This window comes from Streptomyces sp. NBC_01384 (assembly GCF_045040035.1).
In the GTDB taxonomy this organism is placed as follows: Bacteria; Actinomycetota; Actinomycetes; order Streptomycetales; family Streptomycetaceae; genus Streptomyces.
Genome location: NZ_CP109559.1, coordinates 5,764,308 through 5,779,006 on the forward strand (window position 1 = coordinate 5,764,308; position 14,699 = coordinate 5,779,006).

The following is a 14,699-nucleotide window of genomic DNA, read 5'->3' on the forward strand; positions in this document are numbered from 1 at the left end:
TCAGGGGGGACATGAGAGCGGGCCCTGACGGAGTTGTCAGGGCCCGCTCGGTGGGGGCTCCCGGGGAAGGAATCGAACCCTCATTCAAGAGACCAAAACTCTTTGTCCTGCCATTAGACGACCCGGGATGGTTTGCGCGCTAAGTCCGATTCGGTTGATCGGCCTCGCGTGCGGACAACACTATGCCGTACCACCAGCCTTCAATGCGACGGTACAAGTCCGCGCTCTGCAGAACGCGGACAGCCAGGCAACCGCGGTAGTCCACGCTGATGTTCTTCCGGTTGGTCTTCGGGTTATGTTTTTTGAGCGTGGTCTTGCCGAAGGTGGCATCGGTGCCGACGAGCTGAGCCCAAAAGTGCTCGGCCTCTGCTACGTCGGCCGACTCGTGGATGTGCACGTGGAACCGCAGGCGATCTTGGCTGACGCCCAGCAGGCGGAGCCAGGCCAAGTAGGCCTCGATCATGTGGGGGTCGCTGTTGATGAAGGTGACCCGCTCCTGTGGACGGTGCGGCTTGGCTTTGGAGCCCTCGGCCCAGTAGAGGCCTACGCCAAGGATGAAGAGCTCGCGGTCGGACATCGTGCCGATCTCACGAACGGATGCTTTCTTGGTCTGCTGGCGCTCCTCCTCGCGGCGCCGCAAAGTCGCCTCCCAACCGCGCTTGGCGATTGCCGAAGCCTCCTCCGGAGTGCGCTTCCGCTCCGGCCTCGGCAGATCCCGTACCCACAGCGAGATCGAACTCTTCGAGCAGCCCAGCCCCACCTGGATCTGGTCATAGGTCCAGCCCTGGAGCCGTAGCTCGCGGGCCTTGTCGCGGAGGTCGTCCTTCGCGTTCGGGCGTTTGGTCCACTCCGGGGGCGGCTCTCCCTCCAGGAGTCGGTTGAGGATGTCGTTGTTGTCGACGTGGAGGCGGTCGCGGATCTGGCGGCGGCTGAGTCCCGCCCGTCGCAGCGCCACCGCCCGCTCCCGCAGCGTCTCGAAATCGGCGTATTTGCCATGTGGATGTGCCATGGGCATACCGTCCGGGCGGTATGGAGGCTTCCGGGGTCGAACGGTGAGCGATTCGGCAGTTCGAGGGATACCGGACGGTTTCGCTTCTGTTCGATTGCGGAGCGTGGTGTAGGCCAGTAGGCGAAAGTCACCGGAAAAGGGGCGGTGGGCGAACGTAGGCTGGGGTCATGACCACGACGGGGGAAGAGCACACCGCGGCCGGGACCGGGCCGTGGTGGTGGGTCAGATGGCGCAGTGCCCTGCTGGACGCGGGCCTGGCGTCGGCGTCGGCGGCGGAGTGCGCGATCGAGGGGATTCCGTTCGCGCACGACGCGGGGCTGCCGGTTGCGGTGGGGATGGGGTTCGGGCTGATCGCCGGGTCCGTGCTGTTGCTGCGGCGCCGGTGGCCGATCGCCGTGGTGCTGGTGTCGATCGCCATCACGCCCGCCCAGATGGGGTTCCTGATGGGGCTCGTCGGGCTGTACACGCTCGCCGCGTCCGAGCTCCCGCGCCGGATCATCGGGGCGCTCGCGGGGATGTCCTTCGCCGGGATGCTGATCGTCACGTTCGTGCGGGCGCATCAGGGCATGGTGCGCGGGGACGTGACCATGGGGGACTGGTTCGTCCCCTTTATTTCTATTACGACCGCCATCGGCATGACCGCTCCGCCCGTCCTGCTCGGGCTGTACGTGGGGGCGCGGCGGCGGTTGATGGAGAGCCTGCGGGAGCGGGCGGACTCGTTGGAGCGGGAGCTGCAGTTGCTCGCGGAGCGGGCCGAGGAGCGGGCGGAGTGGGCGCGCAACGAGGAGCGGACGAGGATCGCCCGGGAGATGCACGACGTGGTCGCGCACCGGGTGTCCTTGATGGTCGTGCATGCCGCCGCGCTGCAGGCCGTGGCGCGGAAGGATCCCGAGAAGGCTGTGAAGAACGCCGCTCTGGTGGGTGACATGGGGCGGCAGGCGTTGACCGAGTTGCGCGAGATGCTGGGTGTGTTGCGGACGGGGGAGGGGCTGACGGTGCGGGCGCAGCCGGTGCCGTTGGCGGCTGTGGGGGTGGCGGCTGCCGCTGCCGCCGCGGCGTCGCGGGCGGTCGACGATCCGGCCGACGGGCCCTGTCTTGCCGAGCTGGATGAGTTGATCGGGCAGTCGGCGGCGGCCGGGATGGTGGTCGATCTGTCGGTGGAGGGTGATGCGCGGGCGTACGCGCCGGAGATAGAGCAGACCGCGTATCGGGTCGTTCAGGAGGCGCTGACCAACGTCCACAAGCATGCTGCGGGTGCGAAGACGTATGTCCGGCTCGCTCATCGTGACGCCGAGATCGCCATGCAGGTGGAGAACGAGTGTCCGCCGGAGCTGGGGTCGGGGGCCGTTGTGCATCTGCCGAGTGGTGGCAATGGTCTGCTGGGGATGAAGGAGCGGGTTGCCGCGCTGGGTGGGGTGTTTGTGTCGGGGCCTACGGATGCGGGTGGGTTTCGGGTGTCGGCGGTGATCCCGGCGGGGGCGTGAGGGCGGGGGCGTGAGGGGCGGGTCTCCTCGCCCCCGCTGCCCCCACCCTCCCCGCGCCTCTGGGCCGGGGCCGGACGCTGTTGGGGCATCCGCTGCGGCCGGGTGGTCGGCCGCGGGAATGTGACACTCGCCGCGCAAGTGTCACATTCTCCGGGCCATACACCATGGCTGGGGCTGGGTCAGCCGGCCGTCAGGCGTACCGGCTCGATGCCCGACAGGAGGGTGGTGAGGGCGGCGTCGATGTCCGGGCCCAGGTACCAGTCGCCGGTGTGGTCCAGTGCGTACACGCGGCCTTCGGTGTCGATGGCCAGCAGGGCGCGGGAGTCGGACTCCTCGCCGAGGGGGCAGACCTCGGTGTCCAGGGCGCGGCCGAGGTCGCCGAGGGTGCGGGCCAGGTGGAGGCCGTGCAGGGGGTCGAAGTGCAGTGCGGTCGGGGCGAGCTGGCGGCCGGGGCCGGACGGAGTCACGTGCAGGCCGCCGAATTCCGCCCATGCCTCCACCGCCGCCGGGAACACGGTATGCCGGTGCCCGGCGGGTGACTCGTATCCCCGCAGCACGTCGGCCCAGTACTCGGCCTGCTTTATGTCCCAGCGTCCGGGCTGCCATCCCGCGGAGCGCAGCGCGGCGTCCACGGGGACGGAGAAGCGTGTGGTGGAGGTGCGGTCGGCGTGCATCTGCCCTTCGTTCGTCGAGTGACGTGGAGTCGGGGGGTGGGAGGTGGGATGGGGGATGGGGGAGGTATGAGGGATGGGGGTTGGGACGTCGGTGCCGTGGGGCGCCGTCGTATGTACGTGTGGGGGAGTGGGGGAGTTCAGGCGTTCGTCGTCGCTGTCGGGTCGACGACGCGGACGCCGAAGTGGTCGCTGAGCGCCGTGCAGGCGCGGCAGGGCTGGGCGAAGCTGCCGTGCAGCGGGTCGCCGTCCTCGCGGATGCGGCGGGCGGTGAGCTTGGCCTGCTTGAGCGCCTTGCGTGCCTCGCCGTTGGTCATCGGCTTGCGCGCGGCCCGTCTGCTGCGGGTGGCGTCGGCCGTGGTGATGTGCCGGGAGATCAGGATCGCCTCGGCGCAGCGGCCGGTGAAACGGTCGCGTTGCGCGCTGGTGAGGGTGTCGAGGAAGTCCTGGACGAGGGGGTGCAGGGCGGGCGGCTGGTCGCCGCGTGCCGCCGTGCCGGTGAGGGTCTCGCCGCGTACGGAGAGGGCGGCGGCGACCGTCGGGAGTATGCCGTCGCGGCGGTGCAGGAGGGCGGGGGCGTGCGGGGCTTCGGCGCTGCTCCAGCCGACGCGTGGGTCCCCGGACGTGCCTGTATGCGTCGCGTTCATGATTGTTCTTTCCCTCCCGTGCATCCCCCGGTGCGGCTACAGACTGCCAAATGGCGTGGCGGGTGCGGAAGCTGGGGCGTGCGACACGCCCGGGCTTCGTCGCACCGTCACGGCGGGGTGACGGCAGGTCACGGAACCGGAGGCCCGGTGACCGGTGTCTTCCAACCGCATAGGCTGTCGACATCCGCGATCCATACAGCTATTGAGAACGCCGCAGGGGGCAACCGTCATGACGACAGGTCGGCTCGGGCAGCAAGCCGCGCCGCCGAACGCGGCGTACGCCGGGCAGGTCGTGCATTTCCCGGATCCGGTCCGGGCCGCTCGCCACCCCAGAGGCGTACGGGTCGACGCGCACGGCTACCCCGACTTCTCGCCGTACGCGCGTGCCGCCGCGGAGATCGCCGAGCCTCCGGAGGGTTTCGGTGTGGACGAGTTGCGGCTGACGGACTATGTGTCCGCGAATGCCGCGCTCGCCGCCACCGGGCACGATCTGTGGGACACGATCCCCTCCGTGGCCACCCCGCACGGCTGGACCTGGCACCACGTGCCGGGCACCCGTCGGCTGGAGCTCGTTCCTGTTGAGGTCAAGGCGTTGTTGCGGCACCACGGTGGTATAGCGACCGCGGCCGTCGACCAGAACAAGCGCGGGACGCGGCCGTTGCAGGAGACGCGGCCCGCGCACTTCGGGTTGCCGAAGTCGGCGGTGGCGGTGAGTGAGCAGCAGGTGCTGGGAGTTGAGGAGGACCTCGGCTATCGGCTGCCGGGTGTCTATCGGTCGTTCCTGAAGGCGGCGGGTGGCTGTGCGCCTGTCGGTGCCGCGCTCGACGCCGAACTGGGGCTGCTGATTGACCAGCCCTTCTTCACGGTGCGCGAAGAGGCCGCCGTCAACGACCTCGTCTACATCAACAAATGTCTGCGCGACCATCTGACCAAGGACTACCTGTGTGTCGGGTTCGTGCAGGGTGGTCTGCTCGCCGTGAAGGTGAAGGGTGACGCGATCGGGTCGGTCTGGTTCTGCGCGTACGACGACGCCCGCGACCAGGACGCCTGGCCGCCGGCGGAGCGGGTGCGGCGGCTGCTGCTGCCCTGCGGCGCCGACTTCGACCAGTTCCTGTCCCGGCTGGCGGGCAATCCGCCGGAGTTGGAGACGGTGGCGAACCTGATGGTGGACGGCGGCTTCGCGCGTGCCGTCCCTGTCTCTTCAGTGGCCTCGGTGTCTTCGGTGTCTTCGGTGGGGGAGTGAACTTCCGATGGTGACCTTCGCGCAGGCGCAGGAGCGCGCGGAAGAGTGGATCAACGGGGATGTGGCCTCGTACCAGCATCGTGAGGTGCGGGTGCGGGAGTTCGAGCTCGGGTTCGTGGTGTGGGCCGAGGACCGTGCCGGGGGTCCGCGCTCCGACGGGGGCGCGCAGCGGCTCGTCCTCGCGCGGGACAGCGGGGAGGCCACGCTGTGGCCCGGGCTGCCGGTCGGTGAGGTGATTCGCCGGTACGAGGAGGAGTACGGGGTGCCGGAGGCGTCCCCGGAACCGGCGCCGGCGCCTGCGGCCCGGGTCGATCTGAACCAGACCTCGTTCCTGTTGAGTCCCCCGGAGTGGTTGCAGGAGGCCGCGGACAAGCTGGGGATTCCTGATCGGCGGGCGGGGGCGTCCAGCGGTACGCAGGGAGTTTCGGCGGGCGGTGGCTCGGTGGCCTCGGCGCCGGGGGCGCATGCCGCGTCCTCCGGAGCCACGCCGTGGCCCGCCGCTGCGGCCGGTGATGTGCGGGACTCGGGTCCGCAGGACGCCGTGCCGGCGTCGGGCGTGCCCGATTCGGCGACCCCGTGGGCGGGGACGGACACGAACGCGGACGCGGGCGAGGATCGTTCCGTACCGCTGCCGGCGACCGTGTTCGCGCCGCCGCTGACCGACGTCGACGACGGGGCGCGTCCGGGTACGCCGCCGCCGGGGGTGACCCCGGATGCCCAGACGGCCCTGATGTCCGGCGGCAGCCAACTCCCGCGCACGGCGCAGGCACCCGCGATAGGCGACCCCGACTTCGGTCGGCCGCCCGGTTTCCCGCAGGGTGTGGAACCTCACGGTGTGGCACCTCACGGCGTGGCGCCTCAGGGCGCGCCGTCGTACGGCTATCCGCAGGGTGGTCCGGGTACGCCCGGTATGCCGCCTCTCGGTGCGCCCGCGTACGGCTTCCCGCAGGGGCCCGGTGGCGTGCCCGGGACTCCGCCGCCTCCTTCTCCTCCCGTTTCCGCTCCCGCGCCGCCTTCGGGTGCGCCCGCGTACGGCTACCCCCAGCAGGCTCCGCCGCCGCTCGGCGGTCCGGGGGCCCCCGTGGCGCCTCGCCGGCCGCTGGCGCCTAACGCCGGTGACATCGCCGACGCCGCGACCAGCAAGGCGCAGGCGCCGCCGCGGGGCGCGCGGGGTGGTGGCGTGAGCGCGCCGCCTCCGCCGAGCGCCCCGGGTGTGCCGGGCGTGCGGCCCGGGAGTACGCCTCCGCCTCCGCCTCCACCGTCCGGGCCCGGTGTTCCGGGTACCCCGGCGGGCGGGTACGTACCGACGCAACTCGTATCGCAGCTCGGCCCGGACGGGCCCGCGGGCCTGGCGGGTCCGGGTGCGCCTGCCGCGCCCGGTGCTCCGCAGCCTCCGGGGGGTACGCCTCCCGGCGGTGTTCACCACGCCGCGACCATGCTGTCCGGTCCGCCGGTCGGCCCCCCGGTGGTCGGCCCCGGCGCCCCGCCTCCGCCGCCCCCGCAGGCCCCCGGAGTGCCCCCGGGCGCCCCGCAGCCGATGCAGGGACAGCCCCCCATGCCGGGCCAGCCGATGCCTGGTCAGCCCCTGCCGGGCCAGCCCATGCCGGGGCATGTGATGCCGGGGCAGCCCATGCCGCCCGGCCAGCAGCCCCTGGCGTACGGCTATCCCCCGACCGGTCAGCCGACCGTCGGCCCCGGCTATCAGGCCGTCCTGCGCTACCGCGCGCAGGACGGTTCCGAGCGGCAGTTGATCCGGCGCTCCGCGCCGGGGACCCCGCACCCGGAGTGGCAGATCCTGCACGAGCTGCGGGCGATGAACGTACCGCCGCAGCAAGTGCTGGAGCTGCACACGGAGTTGGAGTCGTGTGAGCTGCCGGGTGCGTACTGTGCGCGGATGATCCGGGAGAGCTGGCCGCAGGCGCGGATCACGAGCATCGCCCCGTACGGCACGGATCACACGAGCCGTCAGCAGGGCATGCACGAGCTCCTCGCGCACCAGGGCGAGTTGCACCAGGTGGCGGACGGCCCGGCGCGCCCCGCGCCGGTGCGCGCGCCGATTCCGCCGGTGCAGCCGGCGCCGCCGGTTCCGCCGGAGGCGATCGGGCAGGAGCTGGCGGCGGCGTTCGGGCCGGGCCTGTTCCGGTTCGACCAGGCGGCGGTGTCGCGGCAGGGTGTGCCGAACCTGGTGGCGCACACCCTGGTGGTGGCCGGACTCCCGGTCGACATGGGCCCGTTCTTCTGGGCGCAGGCCCAGCCGGGCCGCCCGGTGCCGACGCTCGCGGAGCTGGCGCAGGAGCGCGGGGTGCAGCCGGCCGCGGACGCGGGCTCGTACCTCGTCATGGGTAGCGACTTCGGCAAGGCGATCTGTGTGCAGTACGGCACGGCGAACATCGTCGCGGTGCCCGTGGAGGCGGGTCCTGGGGGATCCTCCGTACCGCCGCAGTTCGTGAACACCGGGCTGCCCGAGTTCGCGCGCTGTCTGGCGCTGCTGGGCCGGATGTGGCGGCTGCGGTTCGGGCTGAACCAGGAGCAGGCGGGTCGCTGGACCGTCGACTTCCAGGCCCAGCTCGCCTCCCTCGACCCGGCGGCGCTCGGCTCTCCGGAGAGCTGGTGGTCGGTGTTGCTGGAGCAGATGTGGGACGGGTTGTTGTGACGCGCCGCTGAGGGTGGCTCATGGGTGGGACCGGGTCGTATGACCGGGTCCCACCCATTTTTTATGCACCTTGACCGGAACGAATGGGCGGAGTGTCGCGTTATGTACATCTATGCCTGATCCACCAAGATATGCGCCAAATCATGTTGACGAATCATGTCGTATGGCGCACATCGGAGAGGGGTTCGGGGATGAGCAGCACATCGGTGTCGCCGCACGGCTTCATGGCCGTACGGGGGCGCGGTTACCGTCCCGAGCAGGTCGACGCGTACGCCGCGGCGCTCTCGCGGGACCGCGACGTGGCCTGGGAGCGCGCCGCGCGGCTGACCGTCCTGGCCAAGGAGATGGACGCGGAGGTGCGGCGGCTGAGGGACGTCGTGGCGCGGCTCGTCCCGCAGACGTACGAGACGCTCGGCGAGCGCGCCCGCCGGATCTGCGAACTCGGCGAGGAGGAGGCCGCGTCCGTACGGGAGACCGCGCGCCGTGAGGCCCGGCACGCCGTCGACGAGGCCGAGGCGGTGGGGTGCCGGGTGCGCGAGGCGGCCCAGGCGTACGCCGACGAGGTGCGCGGCGAGGCCGAGGAACGCGCCCGGCAGCGGCTGCTCGCCGCCCGCGCGGAGGCCGACGAGATGCGCGTCTCGGCCCGTCGCGAGATCAAGGAGAACCGCGGGGAGGCGCTGGCCGCGCTGCGTGAGATGCGGCAGCGGACGGCGGGGGTCCTGGAGGAGCAGGAGAAGGAGCACGCCGCGCGCTGGGACGAGGCCGAGCGGGCGGCCGTCGAGCGGGCGGTCGCGCTCGACGCGCAGCTTGTGGAGCGGGCGGCATGCGCCGAGGCCGCGCTGTCGGAGGCCAGGCACGCCTTCGCCGAGGCCGAGGAGGCGGCTCGGCGTGGGCAGGAGGACGCGGTGGTGCGGGCCGCCGAGCTGGTTGCCGAGGCGCGGGTGCGGGAGGAGGGCATGGCCCGGGAGACGGAGCGGGTGCTGCGCGAACACGGTGAGCGGTGGGACGACGTACGGGCGCAGATGGATCACGTACGGGCGAGTCTGGCGACCCTGACGGGGCGGGCGCCGGCGGAGTAGGCGGGCGCGTGAGGGCTCACTCCTTGAGCACCGGAAAGCGTCGCGGTGCCACGAACAGCAGGATCAGGAAGGCGAGTGCGGCGGCGCCGGCCGCGCCCAGGTAGACGGCGTGGACCGCGTCCGCCACCGCGCGGCGCAGGTGTTCGGCGGGTGCGCCGGAGTCCAGCGCGCGCGTCACCGCGTCCAGGTCCCCGGCGCCGCCGAGCCGTGAGGCCAGTACCCCGTTGGCGACCGCGCCGAACAGGGTCGCGCCGATGGTCTGGCCGGTCTGGCGGCAGAAGAGGACGGACGCCGTCGTCGTACCGCGTTCCTCCCAGCCGACCGTCGACTGGACGCCGATGATCAGGGGGAGTTGGAAGAGGCCCAGAGCGCCGCCGAGCAGGAGCATCAGCAGGGCCGGCTGCCAGGGCTCGCCGGGGTAGGGGAGGAAGGGGAAGGCGAGGAGGATCAGGGTCGCGGCGCCGATGCCGAGCATCGCGGTGTTGCGGAAGCCGATCCGGCCGTAGAGGTGCTGGCTGAACGCCGCCGACACCGGCCAGCTCAAGGTCCATACGGAGAGGACGAATCCGGCGGCGACGGGGGCGAGGCCGAGGACCGCCTGCGCGTACGTGGGGAGGAAGACCGAGGGGGCGACCATGAGCAGCCCCAGTGCGCCGAGCGCCAGGTTGACGGCGGCGATCGTGCGGCGTCGCCACACCCACCCGGGGATGATCGGCTCGGCCGCCCGGCGCTCGATCACGACCACGGCACCGATGAGTCCGAGTCCGGTGCCGAACAGGGCGAGGGACGGGGCCGACAGCCAGTCCCAGGCCACCCCGCCCTGCACCAGCGCGGTGAGCAGTACGCCGCCGCAGGCGAAGACGGCCAGCGCGCCCGCCCAGTCGATCCGGGGGCGACGGCCGGACGTATCCCGTACCGGCTCGTGCAGGTGGCGGACGATCAGCCACAGCGCGAGCGCGCCGATCGGCAGGTTGATGAGGAAGATCCAGCGCCAGTCGGCGTACGCGGCGAGGACCCCGCCGAGGCCAGGGCCCGCGACCGCCGAGGTCGCCCACACCGTGGACAGCTTCGCCTGGATCTTGGGGCGTTCCTTGAGCGGGTAGAGGTCGGCGGCGAGCGTCTGCACGGTGCCCTGCAACGCGCCGCCGCCCAGGCCCTGCACGATCCGGAAGGCGATGAGCGCGGCCATGTTCCAGGCGGTGGCGCAGAGCAGCGAGCCGAGGAGGAAGACGGTGGCGCCCGCGATCAGCACCGGCTTGCGGCCGAAGGTGTCCGACAGCTTGCCGTACACCGGCAGGGTGACCGTCACCGCGAGCAGGTAGCCCGAGAACAGCCAGGAGAAGACGGAGAAGCCGCCGAGGTCGCCGACGATCTGCGGTACGGCCGTCGACACGATGGTGGAGTCGAGCGCGGGCAGCGCCATGGAGAGCATGAGGGCGGCGACGACGGCGCCCCTGCGGCTGCGTGAGGTCGGTGACTGTTCCGCCGCCGCGGCCCGTATCCCGGTGTCCCGCTGGCCCACTTGGGTGCCCCCCTGATTCGTTTCCCCCTGCACCTATCCGCCGCCCCCCACCATCTCACTTGACCTTCACGTAGCGGGAGGGTGGACGCTGACCGGATCCGAGGGTGGAGACAACCCTGAGGAGTACTCCACCGAGGGGTGGATTGCCCCTAGGGGTCCCTCCTCACTACGTCTCGGGGAGCGCTCGTACCGGCGGAGGACGAGACGGGGCAGGGGGTGTCCTTAACCTGGTTTTACGCCGCGGGGGAGCGGGAGCAGTCGTACAGGCCGCACGTTCCGGGGTGGGGTTTTCCCCAGGAGAAGACTGCGCTGGGCACCAGCGCGCCGGACCGTCCCCCGTCGCCAGACTTACCGACGAAGCGCAACGCACGTCTGCCGCCCAGCAATCAACATAGGAGACATACCGTGACATCGGCTGTGACCATTCCCAGGCACGGGGGCACTGGAGGGCGTACGGCCGTTGCCGCGCGGGCGCGGCAGGTCGTCAAGGCGTACGGGTCCGGGGAGACCCGGGTCGTCGCCCTCGACCACATCGACGTGGACATCGCGCGGGGGCAGTTCACCGCGATCATGGGCCCCTCGGGGTCCGGCAAGTCCACGCTGATGCACTGCCTCGCCGGACTCGACACCGTCACCTCCGGCCAGATCCACCTCGACGAGACCGAGATCACCGGTCTCAAGGACAAGAAGCTCACGCAACTGCGCCGGGACCGGATCGGGTTCATCTTCCAGGCGTTCAACCTGCTGCCGACGCTGAACGCGATCGAGAACATCACGCTGCCGATGGACATCGCGGGCCGCAAGCCGGACAAGGGCTGGCTGGACCAGGTCGTGGAGACCGTCGGGCTGGCGGGGCGCCTCAAGCACCGGCCGAACCAGCTCTCCGGCGGCCAGCAGCAGCGCGTCGCGGTGGCGCGGGCACTCGCCGCCCGGCCCGAGATCATCTTCGGGGACGAGCCGACCGGAAACCTCGACTCCCGGGCGGGCGCCGAGGTACTGGGCTTCCTGCGGCGTTCCGTGGACGAGCTGGGCCAGACCATCGTGATGGTCACACACGACCCGGTGGCCGCCTCGTACGCGGACCGGGTGCTGTATCTCGCGGACGGCCAGATCGTCGACGAGATGCACCAGCCGACGGCCGATCAGGTGCTGGACCGGATGAAGGACTTCGACGCCCGGGGGCGTACGTCATGACCGTCCTGAAGACCTCGATGCGCAACTTCTTCGCGCACAAGGGGCGAATGGCGCTGTCGGCGGTCGCGGTGCTGCTGTCCGTGGCCTTCGTCTGCGGCACGCTGGTGTTCACCGACACCATGAACACGACGTTCGACAAGCTGTTCGCCGCCACCTCCGCCGACGTCACCATCTCGCCGAAGGCGGCGAAGACCGACGACACCCCGCGGAACGGCAAGCCGGAGTCGATTCCCGCGTCCGTCCTGGCGCAGGCCCGGAAGGCGGGCGGCGTCAAGTCGGCCGAGGGCGCGATCAGTTCGATGAACGTGACCGTCGTCAACAGCGCCAACAAGAACATGGGGTCCAGCAACGGAGCCCCGACGATCGCCGGCAACTGGACGCACAACGACCTGCGTTCGATGGAGATCACCTCCGGTCGCGCCCCGCGCGGTCCCACCGAGACGATGGTCGACGCCGACACCGCCGACAAGCACCACCTCAAGCTCGGCGACGAGCTGCGCACCATAGCCGTGACGGGTGACTTCAAGGCGCGGATCGTCGGCATCGCCACCTTCAAGGTGACCAACCCCGGTGCCGCCGTCGTCTACTTCGACACCGCCACCGCCCAGCGTGAACTCCTCGGCACCACCGGCCGGTTCACCCACATCGACGTCGTGGCCGCGCAGGGCGTCACCGACGCGCAGGTCAAGCAGAACGTCATCTCCTCCCTCGGCGGCGCCGGTTCGTACAAGGTGCAGACGCAGAAGGAGTACGCGGACGAGAACCGCTCCGGCGTCGGCTCGTCCATGAACGTCATCAAGTACGTCATGCTCGGCTTCGCCGGAATCGCGTTCCTGGTCGGCATCTTCCTGATCGTCAACACCTTCTCGATGCTGGTCGCCCAGCGCACCCGCGAGATCGGCCTGATGCGGGCGATCGGCTCGTCCCGCAAACAGGTCAACCGGTCGGTGCTGGTCGAGGCGCTGCTGCTCGGCGTCGTGGGCTCGGTCCTGGGCGTCGGCGCGGGCGTCGGCATCGCGATCGGCCTGATGAAGCTCATGTCGTCGATGGGCATGGACCTGTCGACGCGGGACCTGACGGTGAAGGCGACCACTCCGGTGACCGGCCTGGTGCTCGGCGTCGTCGTCACCGTTCTGGCCGCCTACTTGCCGGCCCGCCGCGCCGGCAAGGTCTCCCCGATGGCCGCACTGCGCGACGCCGGTACTCCGGCCGACGGCAGGGCGGGCTGGGTGCGCGGTCTGGTCGGCCTGGTGCTCACGGGTGCCGGCGGGTTCGCGCTTTACACGGCGGCGACCGCGGACAGGGCGAGCGACGGCGCGCTGATGCTGGGCGCGGGCGTCGTGCTGACCCTGATCGGCTTCGTGGTGATCGGTCCGCTGCTCGCGGGCGGGATGGTCCGGGTGCTCAGTGCGGTGCTGCTGCGGGTCTTCGGACCGGTGGGGCGGATGGCCGAGCGCAACGCACTGCGCAACCCGCGCCGTACGGGCGCCACAGGCGCGGCCCTGATGATCGGCCTGGCGCTGGTCGCCTGCCTGTCGGTGGTCGGCTCCTCCATGGTGGCGTCGGCGACCGAGGAGCTGGACAAGTCGGTCGGCGCCGACTTCATCGTCAAGACGGACGGCGGCATGCGGCCGCTCAACCCGGCGACGGAGAAGGCGGCGCGGGGCGTCGCGGACCTCGCCCACGTCACCCGCGTCAAGGAAGTGCCCGCCGAGCTGACCGCGCCGAACGGCACCGTCCACAAGGAGCAGCTGCTCGCCACCGACCCCGGCTACATGCAGGACCTGCGCCGCACGACGCTCTCCGGCGCGCTGGCCGGCGCCTACGGTGCCGACGCGATGTCCGTCGGATCGGAGTTCGCCGAGAAGAACGGCGTGAAGACCGGCGACACGCTGACGGTCGCCTTCGACGGGGGCCGCACGGCCCGGCTCCGGGTGGCCGCGGTCACCTCGGACGACACCGGGCTCGACAAGGGGGCGATGTACACGAACATCACGACGGTCGAGCGGTACGTCCCGGCCGGCCGGATGCCGTTGGACACGGGCCTGCTCGCCGCGGCGAAGAACGGCCAGGAGGACCGGGCATACGCCTCACTCAAGGCCGCCGTGGCCTCGGACCCCACGGTCAAGGTCATGGACCAGAGCGACTACAAGCAGAGCCTGCGCGACCAGATCGGGCAGCTGCTGAACATGGTCTACGGCCTGCTGGCCCTGGCGATCGTGGTCGCGGTCCTGGGCGTGGTGAACACCTTGGCCCTGTCGGTGGTGGAGCGCACCAGGGAGATCGGGCTCGTGCGGGCCATCGGCCTCTCCCGACGCCAGCTGCGCCGCATGATCCGGCTGGAGTCGGTGGTGATCGCCCTCTTCGGCGCGCTGCTGGGGCTGGGCCTGGGGATGGGCTGGGGCGCGACCGCCCACGAGCTCCTCGCGCTGGAGGGCCTGAAGGTCCTGGACATCCCGTGGCCGACCATCGTCGCTGTGTTCGTCGGCTCGGCCTTCGTGGGGCTGTTCGCGGCCCTGGTGCCGGCGTTCCGGGCGGGCCGGATGAACGTGCTGAACGCGATCGCGACGGAGTAGGGGGCTCCGGCGCGGTCCCGGCCGGCGGGGCGTGGGGAGAGGACCCGCGCCCCGCCGGCGTCGGCCCGGTCACCGTGACGGTGACCGGGCCGAAGGGGGTCGGCGAGAGGGGTCAGCCGAGGGCGCGGACGGCGTTGTAGTACTTCGTCGCCGTCTTGTAGCAGGCCGCCTTCAGCTTCTTGCGCACGGCCGGCGGGTACGGGTCGGCCCAGAACTTCTGCCCGCAGACTCGGTTCAGGTCGCCCTATGAGCCGGACGGAAGATGCGGGAGTGAGGGCGGTGCGTCATCAACGGGGGCAGGATGGGGAGCGTGCGGGCGGCAGAAGGTTTATTGGAAAATCGTTGGAGAAAACTTTGGGGAGGGCCGTTCGGAATCTGCGGGACGAGAGCGGAATGACGCAAATTCAGTTGGCCGAACTCTCCGGTATGACACAGGCGGCGATTTCCCGGCTTGAGCACGGAAAATGCATGCCGACGTTCCCTTTACTGGAGAGGATCGCCGCGGCGTTCGACTCCGTCCTCCTCGTGGCCGTCGAACCGCACCGCGGGGTCTCGGTCACCTTCGCCCGCCCGCGGTGCGAGGGAGAGAGGGCGGTGGCGTCGCGAGCGTCGTAGGCTGGG

The 14,699-nt window shown here is 71.0% G+C and carries 11 protein-coding genes and 1 tRNA gene; 7 read left to right on the forward strand and 5 right to left on the reverse strand.

The annotated features are described in order from the left end of the window. Window positions 1–57: 57 nt before the first annotated feature. Both OG747_RS26620 and OG747_RS26625 read right to left on the reverse strand, forming a co-directional pair. Window positions 58–128: transfer RNA gene (locus OG747_RS26620), tRNA-Gln, on the reverse strand. A gap of 11 nt (window positions 129–139) precedes the next feature. Next, window positions 140–1,009 (reverse strand): hypothetical protein, encoded by an 870-nt coding sequence (locus tag OG747_RS26625; protein ID WP_405881929.1) that lies wholly within the window; start codon window positions 1,007–1,009, stop codon window positions 140–142. 167 nt (window positions 1,010–1,176) lie between these two features. On the opposite strand from OG747_RS26625, the gene OG747_RS26630 reads away from it, so the two are divergent. Next, window positions 1,177–2,493, forward strand: a complete 1,317-nt coding sequence (locus tag OG747_RS26630) for a sensor histidine kinase (RefSeq protein WP_405881930.1) — start codon at window positions 1,177–1,179, stop codon at window positions 2,491–2,493. Window positions 2,494–2,672: 179 nt separating this feature from the next. Here the strand turns inward: OG747_RS26630 and OG747_RS26635 are convergent, their stop codons facing one another. Together OG747_RS26635 and OG747_RS26640 are read right to left on the reverse strand one after the other, a co-directional pair. Next, window positions 2,673–3,167: an SUKH-3 domain-containing protein gene (locus OG747_RS26635; RefSeq protein WP_405881931.1), complete on the reverse strand. Its 495-nt coding sequence runs from the start codon at window positions 3,165–3,167 to the stop codon at window positions 2,673–2,675. A gap of 137 nt (window positions 3,168–3,304) precedes the next feature. Then, window positions 3,305–3,811: a YwqJ-related putative deaminase gene (locus OG747_RS26640; protein ID WP_405881932.1), complete on the reverse strand. Its 507-nt coding sequence runs from the start codon at window positions 3,809–3,811 to the stop codon at window positions 3,305–3,307. 229 nt (window positions 3,812–4,040) lie between these two features. Here OG747_RS26640 and OG747_RS26645 point away from each other — a divergent pair, with 229 nt between their 5' ends. The 3 genes from OG747_RS26645 (at window position 4,041) to OG747_RS26655 (ending at window position 8,786) form a co-directional block, all read left to right on the forward strand. After that, a complete protein-coding gene (locus tag OG747_RS26645) occupies window positions 4,041–5,054 on the forward strand; it encodes an SMI1/KNR4 family protein (RefSeq protein ID WP_405881933.1) in 1,014 nt (337 codons plus the stop codon). A gap of 7 nt (window positions 5,055–5,061) precedes the next feature. Further along, complete coding sequence (locus OG747_RS26650; protein ID WP_405881934.1) at window positions 5,062–7,707, forward strand: SUKH-4 family immunity protein; 2,646 nt, start codon at window positions 5,062–5,064, stop codon at window positions 7,705–7,707. Window positions 7,708–7,898: 191 nt separating this feature from the next. Next, a complete protein-coding gene (locus OG747_RS26655) occupies window positions 7,899–8,786 on the forward strand; it encodes a cellulose-binding protein (RefSeq protein WP_405881935.1) in 888 nt (295 codons plus the stop codon). Between the two features lie 16 nt (window positions 8,787–8,802). Here OG747_RS26655 and OG747_RS26660 read toward each other — a convergent pair whose 3' ends face one another. Continuing rightward, a complete protein-coding gene (locus OG747_RS26660) occupies window positions 8,803–10,308 on the reverse strand; it encodes an MFS transporter (protein ID WP_405881936.1) in 1,506 nt (501 codons plus the stop codon). A gap of 405 nt (window positions 10,309–10,713) precedes the next feature. Here OG747_RS26660 and OG747_RS26665 point away from each other — a divergent pair, with 405 nt between their 5' ends. From OG747_RS26665 to OG747_RS26675, 3 genes are all read left to right on the forward strand, one after another. Further along, window positions 10,714–11,502, forward strand: coding sequence for an ABC transporter ATP-binding protein (locus OG747_RS26665; protein ID WP_405881937.1), 789 nt, complete (start codon window positions 10,714–10,716; stop codon window positions 11,500–11,502). Next, window positions 11,499–14,078 (forward strand): ABC transporter permease, encoded by a 2,580-nt coding sequence (locus OG747_RS26670; RefSeq protein WP_405881938.1) that lies wholly within the window; start codon window positions 11,499–11,501, stop codon window positions 14,076–14,078. The genes OG747_RS26665 and OG747_RS26670 overlap by 4 nt, the downstream gene beginning before the upstream one ends. Window positions 14,079–14,324: 246 nt before the next feature. Further along, on the forward strand, window positions 14,325–14,693 hold the full coding sequence (locus OG747_RS26675) for a helix-turn-helix domain-containing protein (protein ID WP_405881939.1): 369 nt from the start codon (window positions 14,325–14,327) through the stop codon (window positions 14,691–14,693). Window positions 14,694–14,699: the final 6 nt, after the last annotated feature.